At 39.8% G+C, this 26,047-nt stretch carries 29 protein-coding genes and 2 tRNA genes; 19 read left to right on the top strand and 12 right to left on the bottom strand.

The window, feature by feature from the left end:
* Positions 1-4: 4 nt before the first annotated feature.
* Together ACY2LT_RS07600 and ACY2LT_RS07595 are read right to left on the bottom strand one after the other, a co-directional pair.
* Positions 5-967 carry an electron transfer flavoprotein subunit alpha/FixB family protein gene (locus ACY2LT_RS07600; protein WP_491814919.1) on the bottom strand — a complete coding sequence of 321 codons (963 nt, stop codon included), beginning with the start codon at positions 965-967 and terminating at the stop codon, positions 5-7.
* Positions 968-978: 11 nt separating this feature from the next.
* Complete coding sequence (locus tag ACY2LT_RS07595) at positions 979-1,725, bottom strand: electron transfer flavoprotein subunit beta/FixA family protein (protein WP_491814918.1); 747 nt, start codon at positions 1,723-1,725, stop codon at positions 979-981.
* 355 nt (positions 1,726-2,080) lie between these two features.
* Here ACY2LT_RS07595 and ACY2LT_RS07590 point away from each other — a divergent pair.
* From ACY2LT_RS07590 to ACY2LT_RS07580, 3 genes are all read left to right on the top strand, one after another.
* Positions 2,081-2,155, top strand: a tRNA-Pro gene (locus tag ACY2LT_RS07590).
* Between the two features lie 32 nt (positions 2,156-2,187).
* Entirely contained in the window at positions 2,188-2,955 is a 768-nt protein-coding gene (locus ACY2LT_RS07585; RefSeq protein WP_491814916.1) for a pseudouridine synthase, read from the top strand.
* A 48-nt stretch (positions 2,956-3,003) separates the two neighbouring features.
* The gene (locus ACY2LT_RS07580; protein ID WP_491814915.1) at positions 3,004-3,477 is read left to right on the top strand and encodes a hypothetical protein; all 474 of its coding nucleotides are present in this window, start codon (positions 3,004-3,006) and stop codon (positions 3,475-3,477) included.
* Here the strand turns inward: ACY2LT_RS07580 and ACY2LT_RS07575 are convergent.
* The gene (locus tag ACY2LT_RS07575; RefSeq protein WP_491814914.1) at positions 3,474-4,226 is read right to left on the bottom strand and encodes a sugar phosphate nucleotidyltransferase; all 753 of its coding nucleotides are present in this window, start codon (positions 4,224-4,226) and stop codon (positions 3,474-3,476) included. The genes ACY2LT_RS07580 and ACY2LT_RS07575 overlap by 4 nt on opposite strands.
* Entirely contained in the window at positions 4,227-4,598 is a 372-nt protein-coding gene (gene panD, locus ACY2LT_RS07570; RefSeq protein ID WP_491814913.1) for an aspartate 1-decarboxylase, read from the bottom strand. It abuts the gene before it with no gap.
* A gap of 210 nt (positions 4,599-4,808) precedes the next feature.
* On the opposite strand from panD, the gene ACY2LT_RS07565 reads away from it, so the two are divergent.
* The 3 genes from ACY2LT_RS07565 to lat all read left to right on the top strand — a co-directional run bounded on the left by ACY2LT_RS07565 (position 4,809) and on the right by lat (position 8,268).
* On the top strand, positions 4,809-6,563 hold the full coding sequence (locus ACY2LT_RS07565; RefSeq protein ID WP_491814912.1) for a C10 family peptidase: 1,755 nt from the start codon (positions 4,809-4,811) through the stop codon (positions 6,561-6,563).
* Between the two features lie 142 nt (positions 6,564-6,705).
* Positions 6,706-6,843 carry a hypothetical protein gene (locus tag ACY2LT_RS07560; RefSeq protein WP_491814911.1) on the top strand — a complete coding sequence of 46 codons (138 nt, stop codon included), beginning with the start codon at positions 6,706-6,708 and terminating at the stop codon, positions 6,841-6,843.
* A 90-nt stretch (positions 6,844-6,933) separates the two neighbouring features.
* Positions 6,934-8,268 carry an L-lysine 6-transaminase gene (gene lat, locus ACY2LT_RS07555; protein WP_491814909.1) on the top strand — a complete coding sequence of 445 codons (1,335 nt, stop codon included), beginning with the start codon at positions 6,934-6,936 and terminating at the stop codon, positions 8,266-8,268.
* Between the two features lie 110 nt (positions 8,269-8,378).
* Here the strand turns inward: lat and ACY2LT_RS07550 are convergent, their stop codons facing one another.
* The 3 genes from ACY2LT_RS07550 to wbaP are packed head-to-tail and all read right to left on the bottom strand — an operon-like array spanning position 8,379 to position 10,917.
* On the bottom strand, positions 8,379-8,849 hold the full coding sequence (locus ACY2LT_RS07550) for a MauE/DoxX family redox-associated membrane protein (RefSeq protein ID WP_491814908.1): 471 nt from the start codon (positions 8,847-8,849) through the stop codon (positions 8,379-8,381).
* A 44-nt stretch (positions 8,850-8,893) separates the two neighbouring features.
* Positions 8,894-9,439, bottom strand: coding sequence for an LOG family protein (locus ACY2LT_RS07545; RefSeq protein WP_491814906.1), 546 nt, complete (start codon positions 9,437-9,439; stop codon positions 8,894-8,896).
* The gene (gene wbaP, locus ACY2LT_RS07540) at positions 9,439-10,917 is read right to left on the bottom strand and encodes an undecaprenyl-phosphate galactose phosphotransferase WbaP (RefSeq protein WP_491814905.1); all 1,479 of its coding nucleotides are present in this window, start codon (positions 10,915-10,917) and stop codon (positions 9,439-9,441) included. The genes ACY2LT_RS07545 and wbaP overlap by 1 nt, the downstream gene beginning before the upstream one ends.
* 220 nt (positions 10,918-11,137) lie before the next feature.
* Between wbaP and ACY2LT_RS07535 the strand changes: the two genes are divergently transcribed.
* Complete coding sequence (locus ACY2LT_RS07535) at positions 11,138-13,177, top strand: ATP-binding protein (protein ID WP_491814904.1); 2,040 nt, start codon at positions 11,138-11,140, stop codon at positions 13,175-13,177.
* A gap of 118 nt (positions 13,178-13,295) precedes the next feature.
* On the opposite strand, the gene ACY2LT_RS07530 is transcribed toward ACY2LT_RS07535, so the two are convergent.
* Complete coding sequence (locus ACY2LT_RS07530) at positions 13,296-13,856, bottom strand: hypothetical protein (protein ID WP_491814903.1); 561 nt, start codon at positions 13,854-13,856, stop codon at positions 13,296-13,298.
* Position 13,857: 1 nt separating this feature from the next.
* The gene (gene rlmN / locus ACY2LT_RS07525) at positions 13,858-14,964 is read right to left on the bottom strand and encodes a dual-specificity RNA methyltransferase RlmN (protein ID WP_491814902.1); all 1,107 of its coding nucleotides are present in this window, start codon (positions 14,962-14,964) and stop codon (positions 13,858-13,860) included.
* A gap of 277 nt (positions 14,965-15,241) precedes the next feature.
* Here rlmN and ACY2LT_RS07520 point away from each other — a divergent pair, with 277 nt between their 5' ends.
* The 4 genes from ACY2LT_RS07520 to ACY2LT_RS07505 all read left to right on the top strand — a co-directional run bounded on the left by ACY2LT_RS07520 (position 15,242) and on the right by ACY2LT_RS07505 (position 16,684).
* Positions 15,242-15,547, top strand: coding sequence for a hypothetical protein (locus tag ACY2LT_RS07520; protein ID WP_491814900.1), 306 nt, complete (start codon positions 15,242-15,244; stop codon positions 15,545-15,547).
* Positions 15,548-15,564: 17 nt separating this feature from the next.
* Positions 15,565-15,957 (top strand): helix-turn-helix domain-containing protein, encoded by a 393-nt coding sequence (locus ACY2LT_RS07515; protein ID WP_491814898.1) that lies wholly within the window; start codon positions 15,565-15,567, stop codon positions 15,955-15,957.
* A complete protein-coding gene (locus tag ACY2LT_RS07510; RefSeq protein WP_491814897.1) occupies positions 15,923-16,564 on the top strand; it encodes a S24 family peptidase in 642 nt (213 codons plus the stop codon). Before ACY2LT_RS07515 ends, ACY2LT_RS07510 begins: the two co-directional genes overlap by 35 nt.
* 47 nt (positions 16,565-16,611) lie before the next feature.
* A tRNA-Gln gene (locus ACY2LT_RS07505) sits at positions 16,612-16,684 on the top strand.
* Here the strand turns inward: ACY2LT_RS07505 and rsgA are convergent.
* Positions 16,685-17,707, bottom strand: coding sequence for a ribosome small subunit-dependent GTPase A (gene rsgA / locus ACY2LT_RS07500; RefSeq protein ID WP_491814895.1), 1,023 nt, complete (start codon positions 17,705-17,707; stop codon positions 16,685-16,687). It abuts the tRNA gene before it with no gap.
* Between the two features lie 115 nt (positions 17,708-17,822).
* Here rsgA and dapA point away from each other — a divergent pair, with 115 nt between their 5' ends.
* Positions 17,823-18,716 (top strand): 4-hydroxy-tetrahydrodipicolinate synthase, encoded by an 894-nt coding sequence (gene dapA, locus ACY2LT_RS07495; RefSeq protein WP_491814894.1) that lies wholly within the window; start codon positions 17,823-17,825, stop codon positions 18,714-18,716.
* A gap of 55 nt (positions 18,717-18,771) precedes the next feature.
* On the opposite strand, the gene ACY2LT_RS07490 is transcribed toward dapA, so the two are convergent.
* The gene (locus tag ACY2LT_RS07490) at positions 18,772-19,206 is read right to left on the bottom strand and encodes a hypothetical protein (protein WP_491814892.1); all 435 of its coding nucleotides are present in this window, start codon (positions 19,204-19,206) and stop codon (positions 18,772-18,774) included.
* Between the two features lie 75 nt (positions 19,207-19,281).
* On the opposite strand from ACY2LT_RS07490, the gene ACY2LT_RS07485 reads away from it, so the two are divergent.
* Entirely contained in the window at positions 19,282-20,658 is a 1,377-nt protein-coding gene (locus ACY2LT_RS07485) for an NAD-dependent succinate-semialdehyde dehydrogenase (protein WP_491814891.1), read from the top strand.
* A 74-nt stretch (positions 20,659-20,732) separates the two neighbouring features.
* On the opposite strand, the gene ACY2LT_RS07480 is transcribed toward ACY2LT_RS07485, so the two are convergent.
* Positions 20,733-21,140, bottom strand: a complete 408-nt coding sequence (locus ACY2LT_RS07480) for a bacteriohemerythrin (RefSeq protein ID WP_491814889.1) — start codon at positions 21,138-21,140, stop codon at positions 20,733-20,735.
* 308 nt (positions 21,141-21,448) lie between these two features.
* Between ACY2LT_RS07480 and pruA the strand changes: the two genes are divergently transcribed.
* From pruA to ACY2LT_RS07450, 6 genes are all read left to right on the top strand, one after another.
* A complete protein-coding gene (pruA, locus tag ACY2LT_RS07475; RefSeq protein ID WP_491814887.1) occupies positions 21,449-22,996 on the top strand; it encodes an L-glutamate gamma-semialdehyde dehydrogenase in 1,548 nt (515 codons plus the stop codon).
* Positions 22,997-23,203: 207 nt separating this feature from the next.
* Positions 23,204-23,707 carry an HIT family protein gene (locus ACY2LT_RS07470; protein WP_491814886.1) on the top strand — a complete coding sequence of 168 codons (504 nt, stop codon included), beginning with the start codon at positions 23,204-23,206 and terminating at the stop codon, positions 23,705-23,707.
* Positions 23,704-24,522, top strand: coding sequence for a 16S rRNA (adenine(1518)-N(6)/adenine(1519)-N(6))-dimethyltransferase RsmA (gene rsmA / locus ACY2LT_RS07465; RefSeq protein ID WP_491814885.1), 819 nt, complete (start codon positions 23,704-23,706; stop codon positions 24,520-24,522). The genes ACY2LT_RS07470 and rsmA overlap by 4 nt, the downstream gene beginning before the upstream one ends.
* A 14-nt stretch (positions 24,523-24,536) precedes the next feature.
* A complete protein-coding gene (locus ACY2LT_RS07460; protein ID WP_491814883.1) occupies positions 24,537-24,986 on the top strand; it encodes a hypothetical protein in 450 nt (149 codons plus the stop codon).
* 54 nt (positions 24,987-25,040) lie between these two features.
* Positions 25,041-25,466 (top strand): DUF3788 family protein, encoded by a 426-nt coding sequence (locus tag ACY2LT_RS07455; RefSeq protein WP_491814881.1) that lies wholly within the window; start codon positions 25,041-25,043, stop codon positions 25,464-25,466.
* A gap of 178 nt (positions 25,467-25,644) precedes the next feature.
* The gene (locus ACY2LT_RS07450) at positions 25,645-25,995 is read left to right on the top strand and encodes an arsenate reductase family protein (RefSeq protein ID WP_491814879.1); all 351 of its coding nucleotides are present in this window, start codon (positions 25,645-25,647) and stop codon (positions 25,993-25,995) included.
* The last annotated feature ends 52 nt before the right edge of the window (positions 25,996-26,047 follow it).

The raw sequence follows: 26,047 nt of genomic DNA, 5'->3' as shown, positions 1-26,047 counted from the left end.
CGGATTACATTTTTGCTTTTTGGATTTTCTCGGTCAATTTTGGTAAAATATCGAACATATCGCCGACAAGACCGTAATCGCAATTTTTGAAAATAGGTGCGTCTTTGTCTTTGTTGATAGCTAAAATGTATTTCGAAGCGTTCATACCGGCAAGGTGCTGGATTGCACCAGAAATACCGCAGGCAACATACAGAGTAGGGGAAACAGTTTTACCGGTTTGCCCGACCTGCTCGCTGTGAGGACGCCAACCGGCATCAACAACAGCGCGGGAAGCTCCAACTGCACCGCCAAGAGTTTTTGCCAAATTTTCTATCAAGTGATAATTTTCCGGTCCTTTAATGCCACGACCGCCGGAAACAACAATATCAGCTTCGAGTACGTCCAATTTTCCTTCGTTTTTAGCAATATTTGTAACTTTTGCAGACAAATCGGCATCGCTAAGTTCGAAGGATTTTTCTTTAATTTCGATATTGGTTTTGTTTTCGGATGCAACAAAAACATTTGGACGAAGCGAGAATACGCCAATAGGTGTATCGCACTTGGTTTTAACAACTGCTTTGCCGGCATAAACAGGTTTTTTGGCAATTATGTTGTCGCCGTCAGCAGCAAGCTCGACGCAATCAGCAATATAGCCGGCGTCTAATTTAACAGCAACGCGTGGAGCAACTTCGAGACCAGTGGAATTTGCCGGGAAAATGATGCAGTCGGCACCAATTTCTTTAGCAACATCGGCAACGATTTTTGCAACGGCAGTGGAAGAATGAAGTTGAATTTTTGGAGCAGAAGCGAGAATTACTTCCGAAACTCCATATTTGGATGCTTGTTCGGCAATTTCTTTGTTTGAGTTGATCAAAATACCGGAAACTTTTGCACCGTTGGCAATTTTGCAAGCTGCGGTAGCGATTTCAGTGGAAACGCGTTTTAAATTATTGTTTGCAACTTCGAGATATACTAATATATTTTTCATTTGCTTCCTCCTTAGATAACTTTTGCTTCTTCTTTCAAAAGGCGAACAATTTCATCGATGTTTGCGTCGGTAGCTTCGAGCACTTTTGCTGCACGGGCTTTTGACGGGATTTCCATACCGATAATGGATGTGCGTGGAGCAGTTTTTTCGGCATCACGTGTACCGATTGGTTTAGATTTAGCTTTCATAATGTCGGGAAGTTTCGGGTAGCGAGGATCGTTAAGTCCCTTTTGAGCAGAAATTACGCAAGGGAGCGAGCACGAAACTGTTTCTTTGCCACCTTCGACGTCGCGATCGGCTTCGACTTGGTTGTTTTCGATTTTGAGAGCGGAAACAACCGAAACCGAAGGCATACCGAGCATTTCGGCAAGCATCGAAGGCAATTGGAAAGAGTCGAAATCTATGCTTTGACGACCTAATAAAATTAAATCGGGGTTAATTTCTTTTGCAACTTTTGCGATATTATAAGCTACATAGTAGGAGTCGGCTGGTTCGTCGCCTTTGACAAGGACGGCTTTATCGACGCCCATAGCTAAAGCAGTGCGAAGAACGTCAGTAGCTGCATCGGTTCCTACTGTAATAGCTGTAACAGTGCCACCATTTTTTTCACGCAAACGCAAACCTTCTTCCAGAGCGAATTCATCATAAGGATTCACTATATACTTTACTCCGTTTTTGTCGATGGATTTGCCGTCGCTGCCGACAATTATCCTTGTGGCTGTATCCGGAACACGTGAGACACATACCAGAATGTTCATTCTTTCTCCTTTAATTTGTTGAAAACAATATATCTTACAAATATAATTGATTTTTTGCTTTTTTAGAAAATATTTTTGTAAAGAGCAGAAAATGATTTGCCTGTGGTGAAAGAAGTAAATAGAACTATATAATTAAAATATTTAGCAAAGAAGTATCCGCAGTAATTAAACAAAGATTAATAAATATCTCTATGTTATCTGAAAGCAGACGAATTTCGCAATAATCATAATATAAATACAACATAAGCAACAAATGCACGGAGAGGTGGTATATATCAAAAGCAAAAAAATAAAAATTCAGTAAAAATTACACTTGTTTATATAAAAAAATCTTATTAATTTTGTATTCCTTTTTCGGGGTATAGCGCAGTCCGGCTAGCGCACCTGGTTTGGGACCAGGGGGTCGGGGGTTCAAATCCCTCTACCCCGACAAAGACCACAAAAACACATCACGGAAATTCAATGAACGAAAATAAACCTAAAAAAACTACTCGCAAGAAAAGTTCGAGCGAAAGTGAGTTAATCCGGCTTAATAAATATATTGCAGACTCTGGCTATTGCAGTCGCCGCAAGGCTGATGAACTCATTTCGTCCGGTGTGGTCAAAGTAAACGGTGCCGTTGTAACCGAACTTGGGGCAAAGGTGCATCCATCTGATTTGGTTACCATCAAAGGCGATCCAGTAAGCATCAAAGAGCATAATATTTACATTGTGCTAAACAAGCCGAAGGATGTAATAACAACGACTTCGGACGAAAAGAGCCGTAAAACGGTTCTCGATATTGTCCGAAAGCAAACGCGAATTTTCCCGATTGGGCGACTGGACCGAAACACCACAGGAGTTTTGTTGCTGACAAACGACGGCGAACTTGCCCACAGGCTTACTCATCCAAGCTACGAAATACCACGCGAATATGCTGTGAAGTTAGACAAAGCCCTGAAACCAGCCGATGCTCAAAAAATTGCCGACGGACTTGAAATTGATGGCGAAAAAATGGCTCCCAGCAGTATTATTATTAGTCAGCAGGATAGGGCGAAAGTATTTATTACTCTTACAGAAGGCAAAAACCACGAAGTTAAGAGAATATTTGAGTTTGTTGGCTACGAAGTGAAGCAATTAGATAGGAAATCTTATGCCGGCATCACATACAAAGGGCTCGAAAAAGGTCGCTACCGTCATCTTACCCGCAAAGAAGTACTTTACCTGAAAAAACTTGTTGGAATTATTTAACTTTTCATTTATTTTAAATAAGTTGATTAGGAATATTTGGTGCAAATTATGAAATATATAATTTATACTATATTGTTGTTCTTATTTGTTGGTGTTCAGGCATATTCGCAGGACGAAAGCCTGCCTAAATCCTCAACAACAGTTAAATACTACGAGCCAAATGTTCCCAAAGAGCTGCACACAAGGATTTCTGAATTTTTGAAGCTGATAATTCAAACTCGCTACGAAGATGCATACCGGCAATTGCTGCAAGGCAGCCCGCTTATGCGAAAAGAAAAAGAGATCAATAGACTGATTGAGCAGACAGAGAAGGCGACGCAAATTTACGGAGCTATGCGTGCCTTCGAGGCTGTCGATAGCGAAGTTGCCTCGAACTCTATGATAAAATGCCGTTATTTAGGATTGCACACACTATACCCAATGAGGTGGATTTTCACTTTTTACAATTCACCTGAAAACGGTTGGGTAATAATAAATATTAAATTCGACGACCAGAGCGATTTCTATTTCAGAAAAGATTAGCGATTTGCGAGAATTTTTTCTACTTCCTGAAGTTGCCCAAGAGTATTTACGCCTTGAATTTCCTCGAATGAAGCACAATTGCAAGCAACAACTTTTTTGCCTTGTTGCTTGATTATTTCAATAATGTCAGTCAGATAGTACTCTTTTTGTGCATTGTTTTGCTTGATGTTATCGAGAGCAGGAAAAAGCAGTCCGGTATTGAGAAAATAAATTCCACTGTTGATTTCATTTATAGCTTTTTCCTGTGAAGTTGCGTCTTTTTCTTCTTTGATGCGGATGAATTCACCGACGGCGGAGCGAACAATTCGTCCGTAGCCAGCCGGATTTGGAGCAATTGCCGAAAGGACAGACAAATCAGCACTTGCGGCGCTATGTTCGGAGATGAATTTGTGCAATGTGTTGGGTTTGATAACGGGAGCGTCGCCGGCAAGGATAAGAACATCGGTATGCTCACCGATGAAAGGCTCAACTTGCTTAACAGCGTGTCCGGTGCCCAATTGCTCGTCCTGATGAACAAATTTAATTATATCGGCATAATTGCGATATTGCTCAGAAACGTAATGAATTACGAGTTCTTTTTTGTAGCCGATGATTAAATAAATTTGCTCTGGATGAAGTTGCAGAGCCGTATCCAAAACATAAGCAATAAGCGGTTTTTGGTTTGCTTGTGCTAAAACTTTTGGGGTGTCGGGGTTGTTCATTCGGGTGCCTTTGCCGGCAGCAAGTATAATAACTGAAAATTTCGGCATCTACATAATACCTGGGTTAGTAATACTTTTGATGTTATTATCTTCATCGACAAGCACAACAGTTGGCTTGTGGTTTGGAATTTCCTCGTTGGTCAGATGGCAGTAGCTGATGATGATGATAAGGTCGCCAACCTGCCCTTTGCGTGCAGCCGCACCGTTCAGGCAAATTGTGCCGCTGCCGGGTTCGCCGGGTATCACATATGTTTCGAAGCGTTCGCCGTTGTTGATATTGACAACGGAGACTTTTTCGAATAGAGCAATATCGGCTGCTTTTAGTAGTTCGGTATCCACTGTTAGGCTGCCTTCGTAGTGAAGTTCAGCCTGAGTGATTTTTGCTCTGTGTATCTTTGATTTTAAGAATATTCTTTCCATTTCTTCAACCAAATCAAAATTCAGAATACAAAATTAATAAATTTTTAGTTAATTTAATAACTTGTATTATTAACTATTTACTGTGATTTATATTTTAATTAGAGAAATGTCTGATTATTTACATTAATTTTCAAAGTACTGTAACTATTGAATAAATCAATGTGTAATTATATTAAATTCAATGTTTAATAATTTTTGTATTTAATTTTTATGAAAAATTATTTTATCAAGCTAACGCTGGTACTGACGCTTTTCGCAATTCAACTTCAGGCTAAACCAATCACGATAAACACTGCAAATCAGGTAGCAGAAAACTTTTTCTTACGGGCAGAACTCTCGACACAATCTGCTAACCAGATACAGTTGGTATATGTTGCAAAGGACGAGGCGGCAGCGACCAAAGATGTGTCAGCAGAACCGTATTATTATGTTTATTCATCGAAAAAAAATTCATTTGTAATTGTTTCAGGCGATGATGCAGCACTTCCGGTGTTGGGGTTCTCGTTAGATTCAGAGTTTGACCCAAATTTTATTCCACCAAATGTAGAGTATTGGCTGAATTATTACAAAGAGCAAATAAGATACGCACGCGAAAATAACATACAAACGACAGCTTCGACTGCGAAAGAATGGGCAAAGGTGCTTTCCGGTGGTTACGACTTTGTAACAGGCACACCGGATGCAGTATCTTCGCTTACAAGAACAAAGTGGAATCAGGCTCCGTTTTATAATGATTTTTGCCCATACGACGATAGCCGTCAAGCCCGAACAGTGGCTGGGTGCGTAGCGATTGCAATGGCACAAGTTATGAAATACTGGGATTATCCTACATCGGGAAGAGGTTCGCATTCATACAATCACTATAAGTTGGGGACTATCTCGGCAAGTTTCGATGAAATGGAAATTAACTGGAAGTCGTTTCCAAATCAGGTATATACAAAGAACGAAGAGCTGGCATATGCAATATTTTTGATTGGAGTAAGTGTGGAAATGCGTTACGGAGTTGACGCAAGCGGTGCGTATGTGATTTCGAAATCATCTCCAAAAACGCATTGTTCAGAATACGCAATGAAAACTTACTGGAAATACGACCCAAATTTAATTGTGGGAATTCGCAAAAGCGATACGACAGATGCTGAATGGACTAATATAATAAAGAGAGAACTTAATAGCGGCAGACCGGTTATTTACACCGGTGCAGGTCAGGAAGGCGGGCACGCGTGGGTGTGCGATGGCTATCGCGAAGACAATTATTTCTCGATGAACTGGGGTTGGGGCGGTGCATATAATGGCTATTATCTGCTTTCTGCATTAAGCCCCGGAACAGGCGGTATTGGAAGCGGTTCGGGCACATTCAATGAAAATCAGGAAATATTATACGGAATGCAACCAATCAAGGACAATAGTTCTATCATAACAATTTCGGGGAACGCAAATTTCGACCAATCACCTGTCGGAGTGAAAGTTCAGAAGACGCTCTATGTGAATAATTTGGGGAGCAAGCCATTTACTGTTACAGCTGCAACTGTGCCTCAATCATACGAACTTGCAACTCAACTTCCGATAACTGTGGAAGCTGGCAGTTCAGCAGAATTATTGATTAATTTCACACCAAGATATGCTACAAGTTATGCCGGGAACTTAGTATTGACAACAAATGCTGATTTTGGCAACTATACAATAAACTTACGCGGGATAGGAGTTTCTAATTCATCTGTTGTGGACGAAAATATTAACTTAGATGTATATCCGAACCCAGCAAGCAACTATATTTATGTTAGTGCTGATGGGGATGTCTCTAACATAGAGATAATTGATTTGCTTGGGAACAAACTCATTGGAATAGACGCAATGAAACTAAACAAAGCCGTTGATGTTTCGAATTTGCCTTCGGGTGTATATTCTTTGAGAGTGGCAACAAGCAAAGGTAGTTTAAAAACTAAACAAATTTTAATATTCAGATAGCAGACAAAAATAGGACAGTGGTTTTTGAAGGAGTCCATAAGCCGTGAGTTTCAACTGAACTTACGGTTTTTTTTTATCGCTAAATAATGCTACTGAAAAAAAATATTTGAAATATTAATGAGAATATATTAATTTTAGAACTATGAGGGCGACAACATTAATAGCGAATGCAAACATTACCTGCCGCGGAACAATTCGCGGAGGTTCTTTCCTTTCTCTTTGTCGCTTCAAAAGAGACCTTATGCTCACCATAAAACTTTCCGCCGGAATACCCTTATAATTAAAGAACAACAGAAAAATAAGATTATTTCTTATTTTTTATTATTTTTGCTTATATCACGTGTTCTTTAATATTCAGGAGTATTTTTATATGGGGTATTTTCCACAAATTTACGTTGAACCTACAAAGGCATTAGAAGAATTAAGAAACTATATTTTAGCGGACGGTTTTGATTTTATACTTGATTTGGAAAAAAGCCGTGGCACATTGCTTCTGGAAGCCCGCACAGGCAAACCATTTATTGACTTTTTCACTTGCTTTGCGTCTATGCCGATTGGGATGAACCACCCAAAAATGATGGAGGAAGGCTTTATTAATTATATCGGCAGAATTGCTGTAAACAAAATCGCAAATTCAGATATTTATACAGACGCAATGGCAACCTTTGTCAAAACATTCTTTGAATATGCGGTTCCGGATTATTTCAAATATTCGTTTTTTATCGAAGGCGGAGCTCTTGCGGTAACAAACGCATTGAAAGTTGCATTCGACTGGAAAGTGCAGAAAAATTTCCGTAAAGGTTATCAGAGGGAAGTTGGAACAAAGGTTCTTCATTTCAAGGAAGCATTCCACGGACGCGATGGATACACAATGTCGCTTACGAATACAGACCCGGTCAAGATAAAGTATTTTCCTAAGTTCGATTGGCCCAGAGTAACAAATCCGAAAATCACTTTTCCGCTTAACGATGAAAATTTAGAAAAAGTGATAGCATTGGAACGTCAGTCTATCGACGAAATAAAGAAGGCATTCAAAGATAATCCGGACGATATAGCTGCAATTATTATAGAACCAATCCAAGGCGAAGGCGGAGATAATCACTTCCGTCCGGAATTCTTGCAGCAATTGCGGGTGCTTGCCGACGAAAACGAAGCTTTGCTTATTTTCGACGAAGTGCAGACAGGAGTCGGGCTAACCGGCACTATGTGGGCTCACGAGCAACTGGGAGCCAAACCCGATATTATGGCGTTCGGCAAGAAAATGCAGGTGTGCGGTATTGTCGTAACAGACAGAGTGGACGAAATCGATACGAACCTTTTCAAAGTATCGAGCAGAATTAATTCAACCTGGGGTGGCAATCTTGTCGATATGGTTCGTGCAACACGCTACCTTGAAATAATTCACGACGAAAAATTAGTTCAGAATGCTGCTGAACGGGGCGCAGAACTTTTTGATAAATTACAAGATTTGAAAAATGAGTTTCCTGAATATATATCAAATGTCCGTCATCGTGGATTGTTCGCTGCGTTTGATTTCGACAATGCAGAGAATAGAACACGGTTTACTCGCAAATGTTTCGACGAAGGCTTGATTATTTTGCCGTGTGGCGAAAAATCTGTTCGGTTCAGAACGCCGCTGAACATAACAAGCGAGCAAATTAAAGAAGGGCTTGAAGTTATTCGCAAAGTAATGAAAGAATTATAGATATTTAAGATTTTTTATTACGACGAACGGTATATTGGCAAACTTAACCATTGTCGTAAGATGCTTGAATTAGCATCCTCATCCCCGAGCAATATACCGTTCGTCTTTTTTTATTCTCTTCCTTTTGCTTCCTGCAACACTAAACTTTCCAAAGATAAACTATTTTGAGGAAACAAGTAAATTAATATCGACAGAAACATAAGTCCAGTGTTTTCAAGTAATTTTGGAAGTCCAACTGTTTGCTTGGCAATTTGCGAGTAGCATCCGCAATTAATATCCAGTCCTCTTGCCCAAGCAGTGGCAACCATAATATTGAAGAGCAGCAGCAATACAAAAATTACAGTTGCATTTGCCCGCAAACGCACACCAAGAATAAGCAATACTCCGCAAATCAGCTCAATCCAGGGGAGCACAATTGCAACTGAATTTATTAATATTTCAGGTAGCATACGATAGTTTGCAATTTCCTTTGCAAATAGATTGGGGTCGGTGATTTTACCAACGCCAACTACGATGAACATTGCTCCTACGATCAATCGAGCAATGAAGATGAAATATTCGTTTCCGAGAATTGATTTCATAATCTGTTCAAAAAAAATTACATAAAGAACAAACGAAAGAGCAATCAAAAAATTCTTTCTTTCAGAAAATTAACAATTTCGTCAGAATTATCAGAGAAAAAAAGACTGCGATAAGTGTTTTCCCAAAGAAAGCCTTCGTCGAAAGTATGGCGAAGGAAATCGATTAATTTATTATAAAAGTTATTAATGTTGTAGAAAGCAAGTGGCTTATTTATAAAGTTCAATTGATTAAGCACAATGATTTCAAAGAATTCTTCCATTGTGCCGACTGCTCCGGGCAAAGCAACAAACCCCGAGGCATATTCGCTCATTAAAGCTTTGCGTTGGTGCATTGTTTCGACAACGTGAAGCTTAGTTAAATTGTTGTGTCCGACTTCCATTTCAAGCAATTTATTGGGGATAACTCCAACAACTTCAGCACCGCAGTCGAGCATTTCGTCGGCAACAGCGCCCATTATACCAACGGCACCACCTCCATAAACTAAGCCGAAGCCGGTTTGAGCTAATTTTCGGGCGAATTTTCTCGCTTCTGTTTCATAAATCGGATTGTTCCCTTTCGACGAGCCACAGTAAACAGCGATATAGTGCATCAGCAGCCGCTCCTACCAGTCAGAACAACAGCAATGGTTCTTGCAACGATATAAATATCTAAAAACATAGACCAGTTCCGAATATAATAAACGTCCATCTGGTTGCGTTCCTCGAAACTCGAATTATTACGGTCGGTAACCTGCCAGAGCCCGGAGATGCCGGGTTTCACCTTCAAAATCATTTCATCGTGTCCGTTCATTTTGATTTTTTCCCAAGGAATATAGGCTCGCGGACCGATTAAACTCATATCGCCTTTTATTACGTTCCAGAATTGGGGAAGCTCGTCGAGAGAATATTTACGGAGAAATTTTCCGACGCGGGTAAGTCGGGGGTCGTCTTTGAGCTTGTGGTAAATTTCGTATTCTTTTTGCAGTTTTGGATTGGAGCTGAGAATAGTTGAAAGGCGTTCTTCTGCATCATTGTGCATAGTGCGGAATTTAATAATGTTAAAACGGGTGTCGTTTATACCCATTCTTTCTTGTTTGAAAAGCACTTTGCCGCGCGAATCAATTTTTACAAGCAAAGCAATAACGAGCATCAAAGGAGCCGAAAGCAGAAGCAACAGAGAGCCGAGCACAATATCAAACATACGTTTCATAAATCGTGCAGAAGACGAAAGCAATTTTTGTTGCAATTCCAGCCCCAAAAATCCACCGAAATCACGGACAGACACCCACAGGCTCGATAGCCCGAACAAATCCGGGATAATCGTTGTATGGGCAAAGAATTTCGAATATTTATTTATAATTTCTTTCTGCCGTTCAACATTAACACGCGGCATAGCGATAATTGCGTGCTCGTTGCAGAGGCGTTGGGAAAGGTCGGGTATAATATCCAGCCCACCTATAACTGGGACGCCGTGAATATAACCCCAGCGGTCCACGTCGTCATCGACTGCAACAATCGGGCGCAAACCGAGTTGCTTTTGTTTGATAAGCGAGCCAATAACGCGTTCGCCGGCGCGTCCGGCACCAATCACAACAACCGGGATGCCCCACCAGGAACGCTTCGATGCCAATTTCCGAACAATCGAGCGACCAACGGGGACTAATGCCAACGCTACAAAATACGAGGCAAATACAGAAATACGAAACTGACTATCAATTCCTTCGGCAAGATAGCTCAAGAGGAAGAAAATAATATACGCTATAGTCGTGCTATATGTGATTGAGCGAAGCTCTTCGATTATGTCGATACCAAATCCGGGATAAAGCCCTCGCAAAGCATAAGCAATCGGGAAAAAGGGAAGCGAAAGGCAAAGCAGATAGATGTGATTCCAGGAAATAGTGAACTCATCAACGGCTAAAGCCGATACTGCAAATGAAGCGAGAATTGAAAACGTTAGCATCGAAATATCGGACAGCAGAAACAATATAGTAGCAAGAACTTTACGTAAAATAGTGTTTTTGCCAAACGAGTAGTTTATTGCTTCATTCTTTAGTAACTTCGTTAGCTCTATGAGAGTTAATGTTTCCATCCAATAGAGAAATCTAATTTAATTTATACTTTACAAGCATTTAACAATTTATTAAATTACTATTATTTTACTAATTCAACAAATAAATTTGAAAACTCTTTTGTTTACAATAACAAGCGAAACTATGTGAAATTACGTTGCTTAATAAAAATTAATTTTATTATTTCCATAATAATTAATATAATTCGTTTATTACAGTTGAATATTCTCAAAAAAATATATGAAATTACTCCGATTAGTTTTCTTTACATTTGTAATTCTAATTGCAGGAAACCAGTTGCTCTTTTGCAACAATGATTTAGAAAGTTTGATTTCGCAGATAAAAAACGAGAAAAATCCAAAAGTACGACTTGAAAAATATTTTAAGTTGATTCAGGAGCAAATGGATTTAGTGAATTCAGACATTTTGCTGAACACTGAAATTGCTTATAAATTAGCAGATTCTCTTAAAATACCACATCTATACGCAAAAGCATTATATTACAGGGGAATAGTCTGGCGAATCTGGAGCGATGCGAATAAGTCCTTAGAGTATTCTTTCTCGGCTCTGAAAATTTACGAAGAGCTGAACGATAAGCGGAATTATGCCGAAACTATGCGAACCATAGCTGAAACATATCGTTCGCTGAGTTTTCATGATTTGGCTGTGCAGAGTGCTCTCAAAGCCGAAGAAATATTTTTGAAGCTAAACGATACATTAGGATTGGCGCAAACGTATAACCGTCTGGCTGCAATAATGTTTGAAAAATTAAATAATAAATACAGTTATTCTAGTCATAAATTCGGTTTGTTCAGAGGAGACGGGACAGGAGAAAGATCACCGGATAAATTTTATAAAACTATTGCGAAAGACAAAGAAGTGAAAATGGCTTATGATTCGTTGATAAAATATATCGATCTGGCGTATCATTATGCGAAATTTTCTAAATCAAAGGCATTATTTGTAAACACTTCGCAAATCGAAAGTGCTTTGTTTGTTATTATAGGTAATCGGAGACAGGCAATTGAACTGTTGAATAAAGCTCTGGAAGTAGCGAAAAAGGAAGATTATAAAATGTATCTGCCTTTGCTTTATGCTTCGCTTGCAGCTGCATACACTGACGAAAAAGACTACGCCAAGGCTCTCGAATACTCCAAATTAGAAAAAGAAATCAGCGACAAAACAAATATACTGATTTACAAAGCTATGGCGGCAAATTCTTTTTATTCAATTTATTCATTAATGGGCGACTATAAAACTGCAATTGCTTATCTGCACGAATATCAAGGTTATATTAGCAAACATACAAGCAACCAATTAGACGCTCGCTTGCGTGTTATTGAATATCAACATAACTTAGCCAGAAAAGAGCAGGAGCTACGAAGTAGTAAGAAAATAACAATAGTTATTGTCGTTTCATTTATTTTGATACTTTCTATTATCGTAATCTCATTGATTGCATTGGCTCGGAGAAACAGAGAAATTTCGAAGCTTAATAACATACTAATTGAAAACAATATTATCGTAAAGGAACAGAAAGATCAATTAGAAATTGCAAATGCAGAGAAAGACAAGTTCTTTTCGATCGTTGCCCACGATTTGAAAAACCCTGTGGGGAGCTTCCGGATGACGACAAATTTATTGCGGGATTCTTTTGAAGATCTCACTCAGGAAGAAGCGAAAGAAATGGTAGGTATGCTTAAAGAATCATCGGATAGTCTGTTCAGTTTGCTTGAGAATCTGCTCGAATGGTCGCGTGCGCAGCGTGGGAAAATCAATTTGATCCCCGTCGAAACAGATATGAAACAACTTATCGAGATGACTTGCTTTGTGCTGAAACATCAGGCAGCAGTAAAAAATATTTCATTAAATTGTGAAATTCCTGAAAATTACTATGTTGTATTGGACCCAAATCTTGTAACAACAGTTGTGCGAAACTTAATGTCCAATGCTATAAAATTCACTCCCGAAGGTGGCTCTGTTTCTGTTGGTATAAAAGAGGAAACAAGCGAACACGTTACATTCTTTGTTTCCGACACAGGAGTTGGAATTCCACAGGAAAATATTGAAAAGATCTTTCGCATAGATTCGCAGGTTACGACCTTAGGAACAAACCAGGAGAAAGGCACCGGGCTTGGGCTTATCCTATGCAAAGAGTTCATCAATCTGCACAATGGAGATATTTGGGTGGAAAGTCAGGTTGGCAAAGGCACTACTTTTTATATTAAAATTCCCAGAAACATTACTCCTGTTGTAACAAACGACGAAATAATTGTATAAAAAAATTACACTACATTAAATCAATTCGTTCCGAAACACAAATCGCGACTTGGGCGTAAATAGTGTGAGAAAAGTCAAATTACGATTGTATTGGCAACAGAAATAAGTCGTATTTCTTTTAATTATTTCTTTCGATGAATTGGTTCAGCTTTCGGGCGAAACTTTTGGGTTCTGAATTTTTGAAGCGGGAATGTTCCGAAAATGTAGAATAAAAGCGGTTGGAGCATTCAGGAAATATGAGAATTTCTTGCTTGTAGTTTGAAATATCAAAATAAGCACCTAAGAGATAACCTAATGCAACAGACAGCGGGAAAATCAGCCAATCAGTAGTGGTAATTTTATTGTTTTGTTTGTATTGCGCAGCCAGCAGCCCACCACCTAACAGAGCTCCAATTGCAGAAAATTTTATGCGTTCGGTGAACTTTGCAGGTTGTTCCAATAATTTTACGTAATCAATCTGGTTGCATCGGAGGATCAGCAGGCTATCGAATTTGCGAGAAAGTTCTCTGTTGTCAGCAAATGGAGTGGTTGCCAGGACAAGCAGACTATCACGGACGGCAATGAGTTCGCCGTAGTAAAGGCTGTCGAACTTAGTTTTCACATAAGCCAGCCGGCCAAAATCGGCAAAAGAAATCTGAGGCAGAAGAAAAACAAGAATGAGGAGAAAAATTTTCCGCATCTTACTTCTCACGCGATAGTGCGAGTTGCCCGCAAGCGGCTTCGATGTCGCGACCGAATGAATCCCGGACGATTACAGCAATTTTGTGCGAACGCAGATAATCGGCAATTCTTGCAACTCGTTCTGGTGGTGATGGTTTCAACTCGAAGGAAACTCCCTGCGGCTTGGTGAACGATATATCGTTGAACGGTATGAAATTCACTCTGGATGGCACTCTTTGAGCAATTTTGCGAAGGCGTTCGGCATCTTCTATGGAGTCGTTTATTCCGTCGAATGGAATGTATTCGTAAGTAATTTTCATTTTTGTGTGGCGGTAGTAATATTCCACTGCGTCCATAAGCGAAGATAAATCGAAAGATTGAGCAATTGGCATAATCTTGTTTCGTGTGCCGTTGGTTGTTGCGTGCAGAGAAATTGCAAGCTTCGGAGGGAACTTGCTGTGGGCAAGTTCGCGAATGCGAGGAGCAATTCCCGAAGTTGATAAAGTAATTTTTCGTCGGCTTATCACTTTTGTTTTTTCGTCGGCAAGCAAAGATATAGCACGGACGACGTTTTCGTAATTTAGCAAGGGTTCGCCCATTCCCATTAGCACAATGTTGTTGATTTTTGTGCCTAATTCCTGCTCGACAATAAAAATTTGGTCAATTATTTCTGATGGCGTCAGGTTTTTCTTGAAGCCGAGCGTTCCGGTAGCACAGAAGGCACATCCTACGGGGCAGCCGGACATTGTGGATATGCACAATGTGGATCGCTCTACTTCTCCTTCGTCGTTTGCCCAGGGCATATAGACGGCTTCGATAAATTGGCGGTCGGCAAGCGAAAACAGAAATTTAACCGAACCGTCGGCTGAGACGCGTTTTTCTTCCAACGAGATTGAAGAAATATCGAATACTTCGGCAAGCATTTTTCGCAAATGTTTCGGGAGCTGGGTCATTTGGCTGAAATCCGCTGCCCGATTAACGAAAATCTCGTGGAGAATTTGGTCGGCACGATATTTTCCTTCGCCGGCGGCTTGGAGATAATCGACGAGTTCGTCGTATGCAAGGCTTTTAATTTGTTTTTTTCTGGCAGGTTTTATTTGAAATCTATTTTCAGAATATTCAAACATAATAAAGTCCGTTTTATTTTCAGAAACGAATAAGTTAAGAAATTATTAAGAGTTATTTCTTTTTCGGTGAATGCATCTTGGGGATAGAAAGAGCCTAATTCCTGAATTGCTTTTCATTTTCAGATGAGAGAAGAAATATAATTATCTGCACAAAATCAGGTGCAAACAGGTATCAAAATGATTTATAAAAATTAAAAAAATATGTAAATTTTACTTGAAAAATATGTAAATATTACTTATTTTGGATTGCAAAGATTAGTCTTTTTTGGAGGATAAAATGAAAGAAGAGGTAGTCCGACAAATTCGCATGGAAGAACTTCCGGATAATTTGAGTATGCTTGCAGAATATTGCGGGCTCGATGCAGTTCAAAAAATGCTGCTCAATCTCAATGGAGGAATGTTCTATATTCCGCGTATCTCTCATCTTGATAAGTTCGTAGAGAGATATATTAAGGAAAATTGGGAGAAACCGAACAGTTGCCTGGCAAAGGATTTGAATGTTTCGTTAGTTCACGTTCGGCGAATGCGAAAAAAGATAACCGAAGAGAGGCGAGCCGAAAAGAAATTGCTAAAATGCGTATAATTTTATAAATTAATTCGATGGAAAACGATTACCTGAAAAATATCGGACAGCGTCTTCGGTTTGTAAGAAGCATTTTCAACGAAGGGAAGAAGCTTAGCACTGAGCAGTTTGCTCATTTGCTTGGGGAAAGCCGCGACAATATTGCCAACTACGAACACGCCCGGGCGTCTGTTCCCGCAAGAGTGCTAATCGAGCTGTACAAGCGAGGTATTAATCCAACTTGGGTGCTTACGGGCGATGGTGATGTGTTTACAAATAACTTGCAGGGCAAACAAAGACGCAAGCTAATGAAAGAACGCGGGATTGACATGAGCGAAATCAAAGAATTGGCAAAAGTTGAGTTCGAAGAACATAAAGAAGTGAAGGTGCTAAAAGTTGCAGCAGGAAAAATCAAAAATAGAGGCACTTAGCAACTACGAGTTGTATTTGCTTGTTCGCAAATGCACTGTTTATGAATATTTTAAAAAGAAGCCATACAAAAACCGCGACCTGATTATCGACACTGCTACTGAACGCGACAAGCGAATTGTTTCGTTTGCTTTGAAAGACGCAATGCTTACAATTAATTCGGTGAGATACGGTATGAGAGAATTGTTTGTAGCAGACATCAAACGTATAGATTTGATGACTGCCGAAGAAATCAATGAACTAATTCAGAAAATCGGAGCAGCGCGCAAGCAGCCGGTTGTTTCGGATGAACTTGTTGAGAAGCGAACATTGCTTGATATTGTTGGAATTTCGAGCGAAAACTTAATTATATGTTCAGTCGATGGCGCATCGATGACAGGCGTGATCGAGCCGGGCGATATAATCTTTGTAGATACGGCAGAAAAGCCGGCAAACAACAAAATTGTGGTTGTCAATATTGACGGGAATCTGCTTGTGAAGCGTTTCGTGCAGGAAAACGGAAGCGTCTGGTTGCATTCGGACAATCCTGCGTTCGAACCAATAAAAGTGAGCGAAGGCTACACATTCGAAATTTTTGGCGTTGTCAAAAGAATTATGCGATCTGTTTAAAAAATACTTGCAAGTTCAAGAATTAATTATTAGTTTTGTAAAGTATTTGCCCTGTGGTGTAATTGGCAACACGTCTGACTCTGGATCAGAAAAGTCCAGGTTCGAGCCCTGGCGGGGCAGCTAATCATCCAAAGAATCGTAAATATTCAGATAGCTTTGATAACGTTCAAAGCTAATTTTATTTTTATCGACAGCCAATTTTACACTGCAGCCGGGTTCGTGTGTGTGCGTGCATGCGGCGAATTTGCAATCATTGATATACTGGCGGAAGTCCGGAAAGAGCAAACAAAGTTCATCTTTGGAAACATCCCACAATGCATACTCCCGAAGTCCGGGGGTATCGGTTAAGTAGCCACCGAAAGGAAGCTCAAATCGTCGGACAATACTTGTTGTGTGGCGACCTTTGCCGCTCCATTCGCTAACATCAGCGATGCGTTGCACCTCGCTACCGAAAATATTATTGATTAACGAAGATTTGCCGACGCCGCTCATCCCAACAATTACAGTGTCTTTGCCTTTGATGAATGAATAGAGCTCGTCCAATGCAAAATTTTCAGAAACCGAAATCGGAAACAATGGAATTTGCAATGCTCTGTATGGGTCGAACATATCGGCTACTTCGTCGAAATCAACTAAATCAATTTTGTTTATGCAAATGATGGGTTCTAATTTGCCAAGCTCGGCTGCTACAAGAATTCTATCGATGAGACGCAAATTAATTAATGGTTCATCAATAGACATAAAAATAAGCAGATGTGAATTATTGGAGGAAATAACGTGTTCACGGTTTGGGTTTGCCGGGTCGCGACGGGAAAGTTTTGTTTTGCGCTCCTCAACCTGAAAAATAAGTCCGCTTTGCTCGTTCGATGAGCTATCGTCGATGGTGAAACTAACATAATCGCCGCAAGCGATAAGGTTAGAAAATTTATGTGGCGAGGAAATTCGTCCGGCAGCAAAACACGAATAAAGAGTTTGAGTGTGAAGTTCTTCGACAACGTAGTATTTGGGTTTGACCTCGACGACACGCCCTTGCAGGAAATTATCAACGTTTTTAGGAGCATCTTTGAGAAGAGTTTTTCTGAAAGTTTTGCTTTTTCTGATGTATTCTTTTTTCTGTTCGTCAAAATTTTGCTTGTATTTCATAAAAAATGCTTTTTATTTTCAAAATTTATGTTTTATTTTGTAATAGTCAAAGTATTATTAATAATTACAAGTTAGCAAATATATAAACAACCAGCAAATAAATAAAGGAAAGTGTATGGAAAAAAATTTCCTAATTGGCACAACAACGGCAATAGTAACTCCATTCAAAAGCGATTTATCGATTGATTACGACAGATTTAAGAGGTTGCTCGATTTTCAGTTGGAAAATGGGGTGAAAAACATTTGCGTTTGCGGTTCGACGGGCGAATCTGCAACAATGACGGCAAAAGAAAAGTTGTCTTTGATTGTTGCAGCAGTTGAGCACGTTGGCAAAGACGCAACAATTATTGCTGGAACCGGCAGCAATGATACTCGTGCGACAATTGACCTGACGATTTTGGCTAAGGAATCAGGAGCCGATGCAGCCTTGCTTGTTGCACCATACTACAACAAGCCAAGCCAGGAAGGACTGTTTCAACATTATGCAGCAATTGCTGAAAATGTCGATATGCCTTTGATTATCTACAATGTGCCGTCGCGTTCGGGTGTGAATATTTCTGCTGAAACTCAAATTAAACTTGCTAAAAGCTACAAAAACATAGTTGCCACAAAAGAAGCATCGGGCGATTTAGACCAAATTTCTGAAATAATAAAATATGCACCGGGCAAGTTTACAGTGCTTGCCGGCGATGATTCGCTTGCAGTGCCAACAATTTTGTTTGGTGGGAAAGGCGTTGTTTCGGTGATTTCGAACTATGCACCGAAAATTTTCTCGCAAATGGTAAATTTAGCTCTCGATGGCGACTATCAGAGTGCGATGAATATACACTATGATTTGCTTGATTTGTTTGCTTTGAACTTTGTCGAAACAAATCCAATTCCGGTGAAAGCCGCGCTTGTGCTAATGGGAATGATAGAGGAATATTACAGATTGCCGTTAATTCCAATGCGTCCCGAGAACAAGAAACTATTGCAAAAAGCTCTGAAAAAACATAAGTTAGTAAAATAATAAACTATCAGATAGATTTTGTTGCTAACTGCTTGCAAGCTTTTGCAAGCAGTTTTTATTTGTTGAAGATTATTTTTTCCAAAGCCGACAGGCAATTTGCAGAATGACGGTTCAGATCGAAACTGTCGGGCAATTTTGTATAATGAATTTTTAAAGTAACAAATTTGCTCTGGTCGGCTGGAACCGAGAAAAAATAGGAGAGGCTGTCGGTTTCGGCGAATTCCCGCGACTGGTAATAGCCCGGATATTTCTTGAATTCATAGACATTTTCGTTATAATAATTCGATTGAAAATTTTGAAAATCGTTGGAAGAAAAATCAGTCTGAATTGAAACAGATTTAACTGTTTTTTTGCGTAGGGCGTTAGCTGCAATTTCATCGACATTCCGGGAAAAGCTGCCCCACTTATATAAGCCGAAAGAGATAATAAGGAGTGCCGCAATTAATGAAAATAATTTTGAATCGAGTATTTTTGTAATGATTATTTTCATAATTTTACAAATAAAATTATTACAAAAGCAAAACGTAATTAAAACAAATATATTAAAATAATATAAGGAAATAATATGAGCAGCGACAAAATTACAACTGTAAATCCTCACAATGGTGAAGTCATCAAAGATTACAGCAAGCACACACGTAATGAAATCGAGCGGATTATTTCTACAGCGACGAAGCGTCAGATAGAATGGGCTCGCCGCCCGTTTTCGGCACGTGCTGAAATGTTTCTTGCTGTTGCCGATTTATTGCTAAAACGCAAGGAGCAATATGCTAAATTGATGGCTGAGGAAATGGGCAAGCCAATTTCGCAGGGGCTTGCTGAAATCGAAAAATGTGCGAAAGTGTGTAAATATTACGTAGAAAATTCCGAACGCTTCCTTTCGGACAAGAAAATCGAGACAGAAGCAAAAAAATCATATGTAACTTATAACCCACTTGGGATAATATTGGGGATAATGCCGTGGAACTTTCCATTCTGGCAAGTGTTTAGATTTGCTGTTCCGACCTTGATGGCAGGCAATGCAGTTCTTCTGAAACATTCAAGCAATGTGATGGGATGTTCGCTTGCGATAGAGTATCTGTTGCTTGATGCAGGAATTCCGGAAAATGTGTTCACATCGCTTGTTATTTCCGGCGACGAAGCAGAAGAACTGATTGGCAATATTAATGTTGCGGCAGTATCGCTGACAGGCAGCACGGAAGTTGGGCGGAGAGTAACGGCTGTTGCCGGGAAATATATGAAAAAGTGCGTAATGGAACTTGGCGGTAGCGACCCGTATTTAGTGCTAAAAGATGCAAATATCGACAAAGCGGCAAAGATTTGTGCTGCTGCTCGCCTTGTAAATAGCGGGCAAAGCTGTATCGCTGCAAAAAGATTTATCGTCGAAGCAGAAGTTTACGACGAATTTCTGGAGAAGTTCACCCGCGAAATGCAATCATACAAAATGGGCAATCCGCTCGACAAAGATACAGAGATTGGTCCGCAAGCAAGAGCAGACTTACGCGATGAATTGCATTCCTTGGTAACAAAAACCCTTGATTTTGGGGCGAAGCTGCATCTTGGAGGCGAAATTCCAGAAGGCGAAGGTTTCTATTATCCTGCAACTATTGTTACAGGTGCAATGCCGGGAATGCCAATTTTCGACCAGGAAACATTCGGACCGGTTGCGGCAGTAACGCGTGCAGAACGAGAAGATTTAGCTATTTCTCTATGCAACTTTACAAATTTTGGTTTGGGAGCTGCTGTATTTACCGAAGATATGGAAAAAGCTGAGTATTTAGCTAAAAATGTGCTAAATGCCGGCACAGTTTATGTAAACGGGCAAGTGAAAAGCGACCCACGTTTGCCGTTTGGCGGTATCAAAGAATCTGGCTACGGCAGAGAACTTTCCGAAGAAGGTATTAAAGAGTTTGTTAATATAAAAACTGTTGTTGTAGAGTAATAAGAAAGAACTTACACTAACAAAAAAGGCTGCCACAACATCGGAGGCAGCCTTTTCTGTTTCTTGAGCCGGAATTATTTTACACCAACGCTGTTTAAATAATCACCGAATTGCCTGTCTGACGAGAGAATATGATTATTCAACCACGAACGTAGGAAGTTGAGAGTAGGAACGCTAATTGTTGCCTGACCGGATTTGAACTTTTCGTAAAGGTCTTTTGCCTGACGTGTAAGGTCTGAATGCTCAACTTTATGGAATTCTGCTTTAGGATAATTATACTGTCCCATTAATTTTTCTTCGTGCGAAAAATGTTCGACAGTGTAATTGAGCAGATCGTTGAACACATCGTTAAGCACTTCGTTGCCTTTGCCGTCGCTCATTGCATCGAAGAGAGTGTTTACAATATCGATAAGCTTCTGGTGCTGCGAGTCGATTGAATCGACATTAACTTTCAGGCTGTCGTTCCAGTTAATAAATGCCATTTTTCCCCTTTTTGAAAATTTTACATTGTAAATATATTAGTTTTATAGTGAATTAAAAAACATAAAACGATTAAAAAATATTAATGCATTTGAATGGTATGTAAAATGACAAAAGTTTAAAGACGCGTTGCTTGCAGGTCGGGGAATTCCGGACTAAATTATTTTCGCAATAGTATTTCCTGAAATTTGCAAAATAACATCGATTTTGTTAAACTCACTTTATTATGTTTGTTAATAAATTTATTACTTTGTATATTTGTAGATTAGCATTGTAATTTCTTTTTTTTATGAATATTTATGGAGTTTCTATGGTAATCAAGCCTTTTGCAAATCAAGTTCCATTCGATTTCACATTGGAAGAAAACGTTCGCAAGCAAAAAGAAGCAATTGAATATGTTCGTAAACAATTAGGCAAAGAATATCCAAATATTGTTGGTGGAAAAGAAGTATTCACCGAACGCAAAACAAAATCGATTAATCCTGCAAATCACGAAGAACTGATAGGAACATTCCAGAAAGCCGGACAGAAAGAAGCCGAAGACGCTATGCAAGCAGCTCTGAAAGCATTCGAAACCTGGAAATATACATCACCGGAAGAAAGAGCGGCATATTTATTCAAAGCAGCCGAAGTGGTGCGTCAGCGCCGTTTTGAAATCAATGCGTGGATGATTTTGGAAGCTGGCAAAAACTTTGCCGAAGCCGATGCCGATACCTGCGAAGCAATCGATTTTCTTGAACTCTACGGACGCGAAGCTCTTCGCTACGGGCAGGACCAGCCATTAACACCTTATCCCGGCGAAATGAATAAATACTTCTACATTCCGCTTGGAGTTGGTATTTGCATCCCACCATGGAACTTCCCGTTTGCAATAATGGTTGGAATCACATCCGCTGCAATTGTAACTGGCAATACAGTGATTTTGAAGCCTTCGAGCGAAACACCGATGATGGCTTGGTTGTTCCAGGATATTATGCACAAAGTTGGTTTGCCTGCCGGCGTGCTTAATTATTTTGTCGCTTCGGGCGCAGAAGCCGGTGATTATCTTGTGGATCATCCAAAAACACGCTTCATTTCATTTACAGGTTCGATGGAAGTTGGTTTGCGTATTATTGAACGCGCAGCAAAGACTAACCCGGGACAAATCTGGATAAAACGCGTTGTTGCAGAAATGGGCGGCAAAGACACAATCGTTGTCGATAGCGAAGCGAATGTTGATGATGCTGTTGCAGGCGTTCTTGCTTCTGCATTCGGCTTCCAGGGACAAAAATGCTCGGCTTGCTCGCGTGCAGTTGTAGATGAAAAAGTGTATGATGAATTTGTTCAAAAACTGAAGGCTGGTGTTGAAAAAATCAAGCAGGGAATGCCTGAAGAAAATTACCAGATGGGTCCGGTTATCAGTGCAAGTGCAGAAAAATCAATTCTCAACTATATAGAAATTGGCAAGAAAGAAGGTAAACTGCTACATGGCGGGAATAAATTAGACAGACCCGGTTTCTTCATCGAGCCGACAATCATCATTGATGTGGATCCAATGGCTCGTATTTCGCAGGAAGAAATCTTCGGTCCGGTGCTTGCAGTAATTAAAGCCCGCGATTTTGATAACGCTTTGGAAATTGCAAACAACACAATTTACGGGCTCACTGGTGCAGTTTATTCAATGAACCGCGAAAAACTCAATCGCGCAACCCGTGAATTCCACGTAGGAAATCTCTATCTGAACCGTAAATGTACCGGTGCAATTGTCGATGTTCACCCGTTTGGCGGATTTAATATGAGCGGAACCGATTCGAAGGCTGGTAGCCGCGACTACTTAGCTTTGTTCTTGCAAGGCAAATCGGTAGCCGAAAAAATATAAAAATAATCTGTGTTTTGGATAATTTGGCGGGCACCGGTTGCCCGCTTTTTTTATTTGAATTAATTCAGTCGGAAATTGAGATTGCAGAACGATAGCAAATAGTTTCGGACGACTGGAAAGAATAATTGTGAATATTGATTTGCCGTTGTTTCTTTATTTTCTTTATTCCAAAATTTTAGATATTTTTGCACTAAAAAGGTTCAAACTATGGAAACTCTTTGGTCACCCTGGCGAAGCAAATATATAGGCACATTCAAAGACGAACAGGAGAAAAGCAAGGAAGAGTGTTTTCTGTGTGTTGCAGCAAGCGGCAAAAAGCCGGATAATGAAACTTATGTTGTTGCTCGCCGCAAGTATTGCTTCGCTGTTCTGAATTTATATCCATACAACAACGGACACACGCTTATTGCTCCATACAGACATATAGGAGATTTGACCGAGCTGAAGCAAGAGGAATTGAGCGAAATGTGTGTTTTGATGCAGGAGTGTGTTGCTGCATTGAAGGAAATATACGCTCCGCACGGATTTAATTTAGGCGCAAACCTTGGCAGGACTTCCGGCGCCGGATTGCCCGACCACCTGCATTTTCACGTTGTGCCCCGTTGGTCTGGCGATACAAGCTTTATTTCTACAATTTCAGATACAAAAGTTGTGTCTATCGGCATCGAAGAGACTTACAACGATTTGAGCAAAATTCTCAGTTCAAAATGAAAGACATTGCACCACGAAAATCATTAGGTCAGAACTTTCTGAAGAACAAAAGCGTAGCATCGCGGATTGTTGCTTTGCTCGGGGATATTTCCGGCAAGCCTGTTCTGGAAATTGGTCCGGGAATGGGCGTGCTGACGGAATTTTTAGTCGGGCAAAAGCCATTGCTTACTCTTGTTGAATTGGACGCGAGGGCAATTGATTACCTTCACGAAAAATTCAGCAATAATTTGAAAATTATCCATTCAGATATATTAAATTTCGATATTAAGCGGCATTTCGAGGAGTGCAACGAAAAATTATTCGTAATTGGGAATATACCTTATAATATTTCGACAGAAATTTTCTTTTTGCTGTTTGAAAATGCAAAATATATCTCGAAAGCTGTGCTGACAGTGCAGAAAGAAGTTGCTTTGCGGGTAAGCAGCGGGCACGGAAGCCGTCAATATGGGATAACTTCGGTTGCTGCCAATTTAGTTTGCACTCCAAAAATTGCATTTGATATTGCGGCGGGTTCGTTCTTCCCGGCTCCGAAAGTAACTTCGTCGGTTCTTGTGCTTGATTTCTACGAAGAGCAAAAATACACAGACGCTTTTGCTGAAATAATGCAGCTTGTGAGAAGTGCTTTTTCGCAACGCAGGAAAATGCTACGCAACTCGCTCGAAAATTATCTGAAAGCCTGCAACATTCCTATGAAAGCACTTGAAGACGAATTGAAAGCAAGCAATTTAGAGTATTTATCGAAGCGAGCCGAGCAACTTAGCTTGAAGGATTTCATCAGATTATTCGATATTGTGAACAATTTGAAAAACAAATAAATGGGTTTTCAGGTATGAAAAAAATTACAATAGTACTTGTCTTTTTGTTAGCATTTGGTTGCAAAAGTATATACGAAAGGGCACCGCAAATGCGTTCTTTTGGTTGCGAACTGCCACCGATAGTTTTTCTTGAAAAAATAAACGGGTTGTCGCAACTCGAAGGTTTTTTTGTTGCCGAGTTGGATACAAACAACAACAATTGCTTGCTTGTTTTGCAGAAAAATCTTACAATCAAAGGTTCTGCAAACGACCGTGAGATTGTTGCAGACCAAATACGTTTCCGCTATTCACAATTGGACAAAACTGTCTGGTATTCAACTGGAATATTTAAATCCTATAAAGGAAAAACAAGCTACCTGCCACCAACAGCAGACGATTCGGCACGCCATAATAGTTCGGTAAATCTGACTTTAGACCGACTGTTTATGCAATGCAATCCCGGCAAAAAATTAGAGAGAAAGTAACCTGAAAATCAGCATTGGGAAGAATACCCGAAAGGATACTTTTGAGAAAATAATATGGATACAATCAATAATATAGAACTAAGAGATGAGAGTGTCTTTCCAGACGAAACGGTGCTAAGAAACGCGCTGGGTCAATCATACGAAGCATATCGAGAGGCGCTCAATCTGTTTCAAAGAGAACAGTTGAATTATGAATGGCGATATTACAAAGATGGCAAAGCGTGGTTGTGCAAGGTACAGAAAAAGAACAAGACAATAGTATGGATGTCTGCTCGTAAAGGCTATATGCAAGCAACAGTATATTTTCCGCTCAAATATTTAGATGCAGTGCTGGCACTTGATATTTCGGACAATACAAAAGAGAAAATCGTTAATACAAAAAATGTCGGTAAATCCAAACCGTGCATATTTGAGATAAGAACAAAGGAAATACTTGTTGATTTCGAAAAAGTGATGAAATTAAAAATAGCAAGTAAATAAAATTTTATGAAGAATTGAGCGAAACTCCGTAAGTATAAAAACAGAAAAAACATTAAAAATCCGCATTAATACAAGCATATCTTGATTTTGTAAACACCGGACTATTAAATTTATTGAATAAAAAACAAAGATAAATTCTTAAATTATTATTTTAATTCAGAATATTATTGAGTGAAAAATGGCTACCGTTATTCAAATCTTCGGCACAAAAAAGTGCAGGGGAACAGCTAAAGCAATCAGGTTTTTCAAGGAACGCGGCGTGAAAATACAATTTATTGACCTTGCCGAAAAAGGACCAAGCAAAGGGGAACTCGAAAGCATTGCCCGCAAAATACCTATCGAGGAACTTATCGATAGAGAAGGCAAGCAATTCAAGCAACGCCAGCTTGAATACAAAGTGTTTGATATTTGGGAAGAACTGCTTGCCGATCCGTTGCTTCTGCGCACACCAATATCACGCTTCGGGCAGGAAGCACAATTGGGAGTTGCCCCGGAAGTGTGGAAAAAATGGATTGAAAAGGCGAAGTAATACAGAACTCTGAAACGCAGGAAAAATAAAAGAATACCGTTGAAAGCAAACA

It is taken from the genome of Eximiradius proteiniborus (assembly GCF_058546985.1).
The sequence above is the reverse complement of the archived record's forward strand: the minus strand, read 5'-3'. Positions and strand labels throughout refer to the sequence as shown.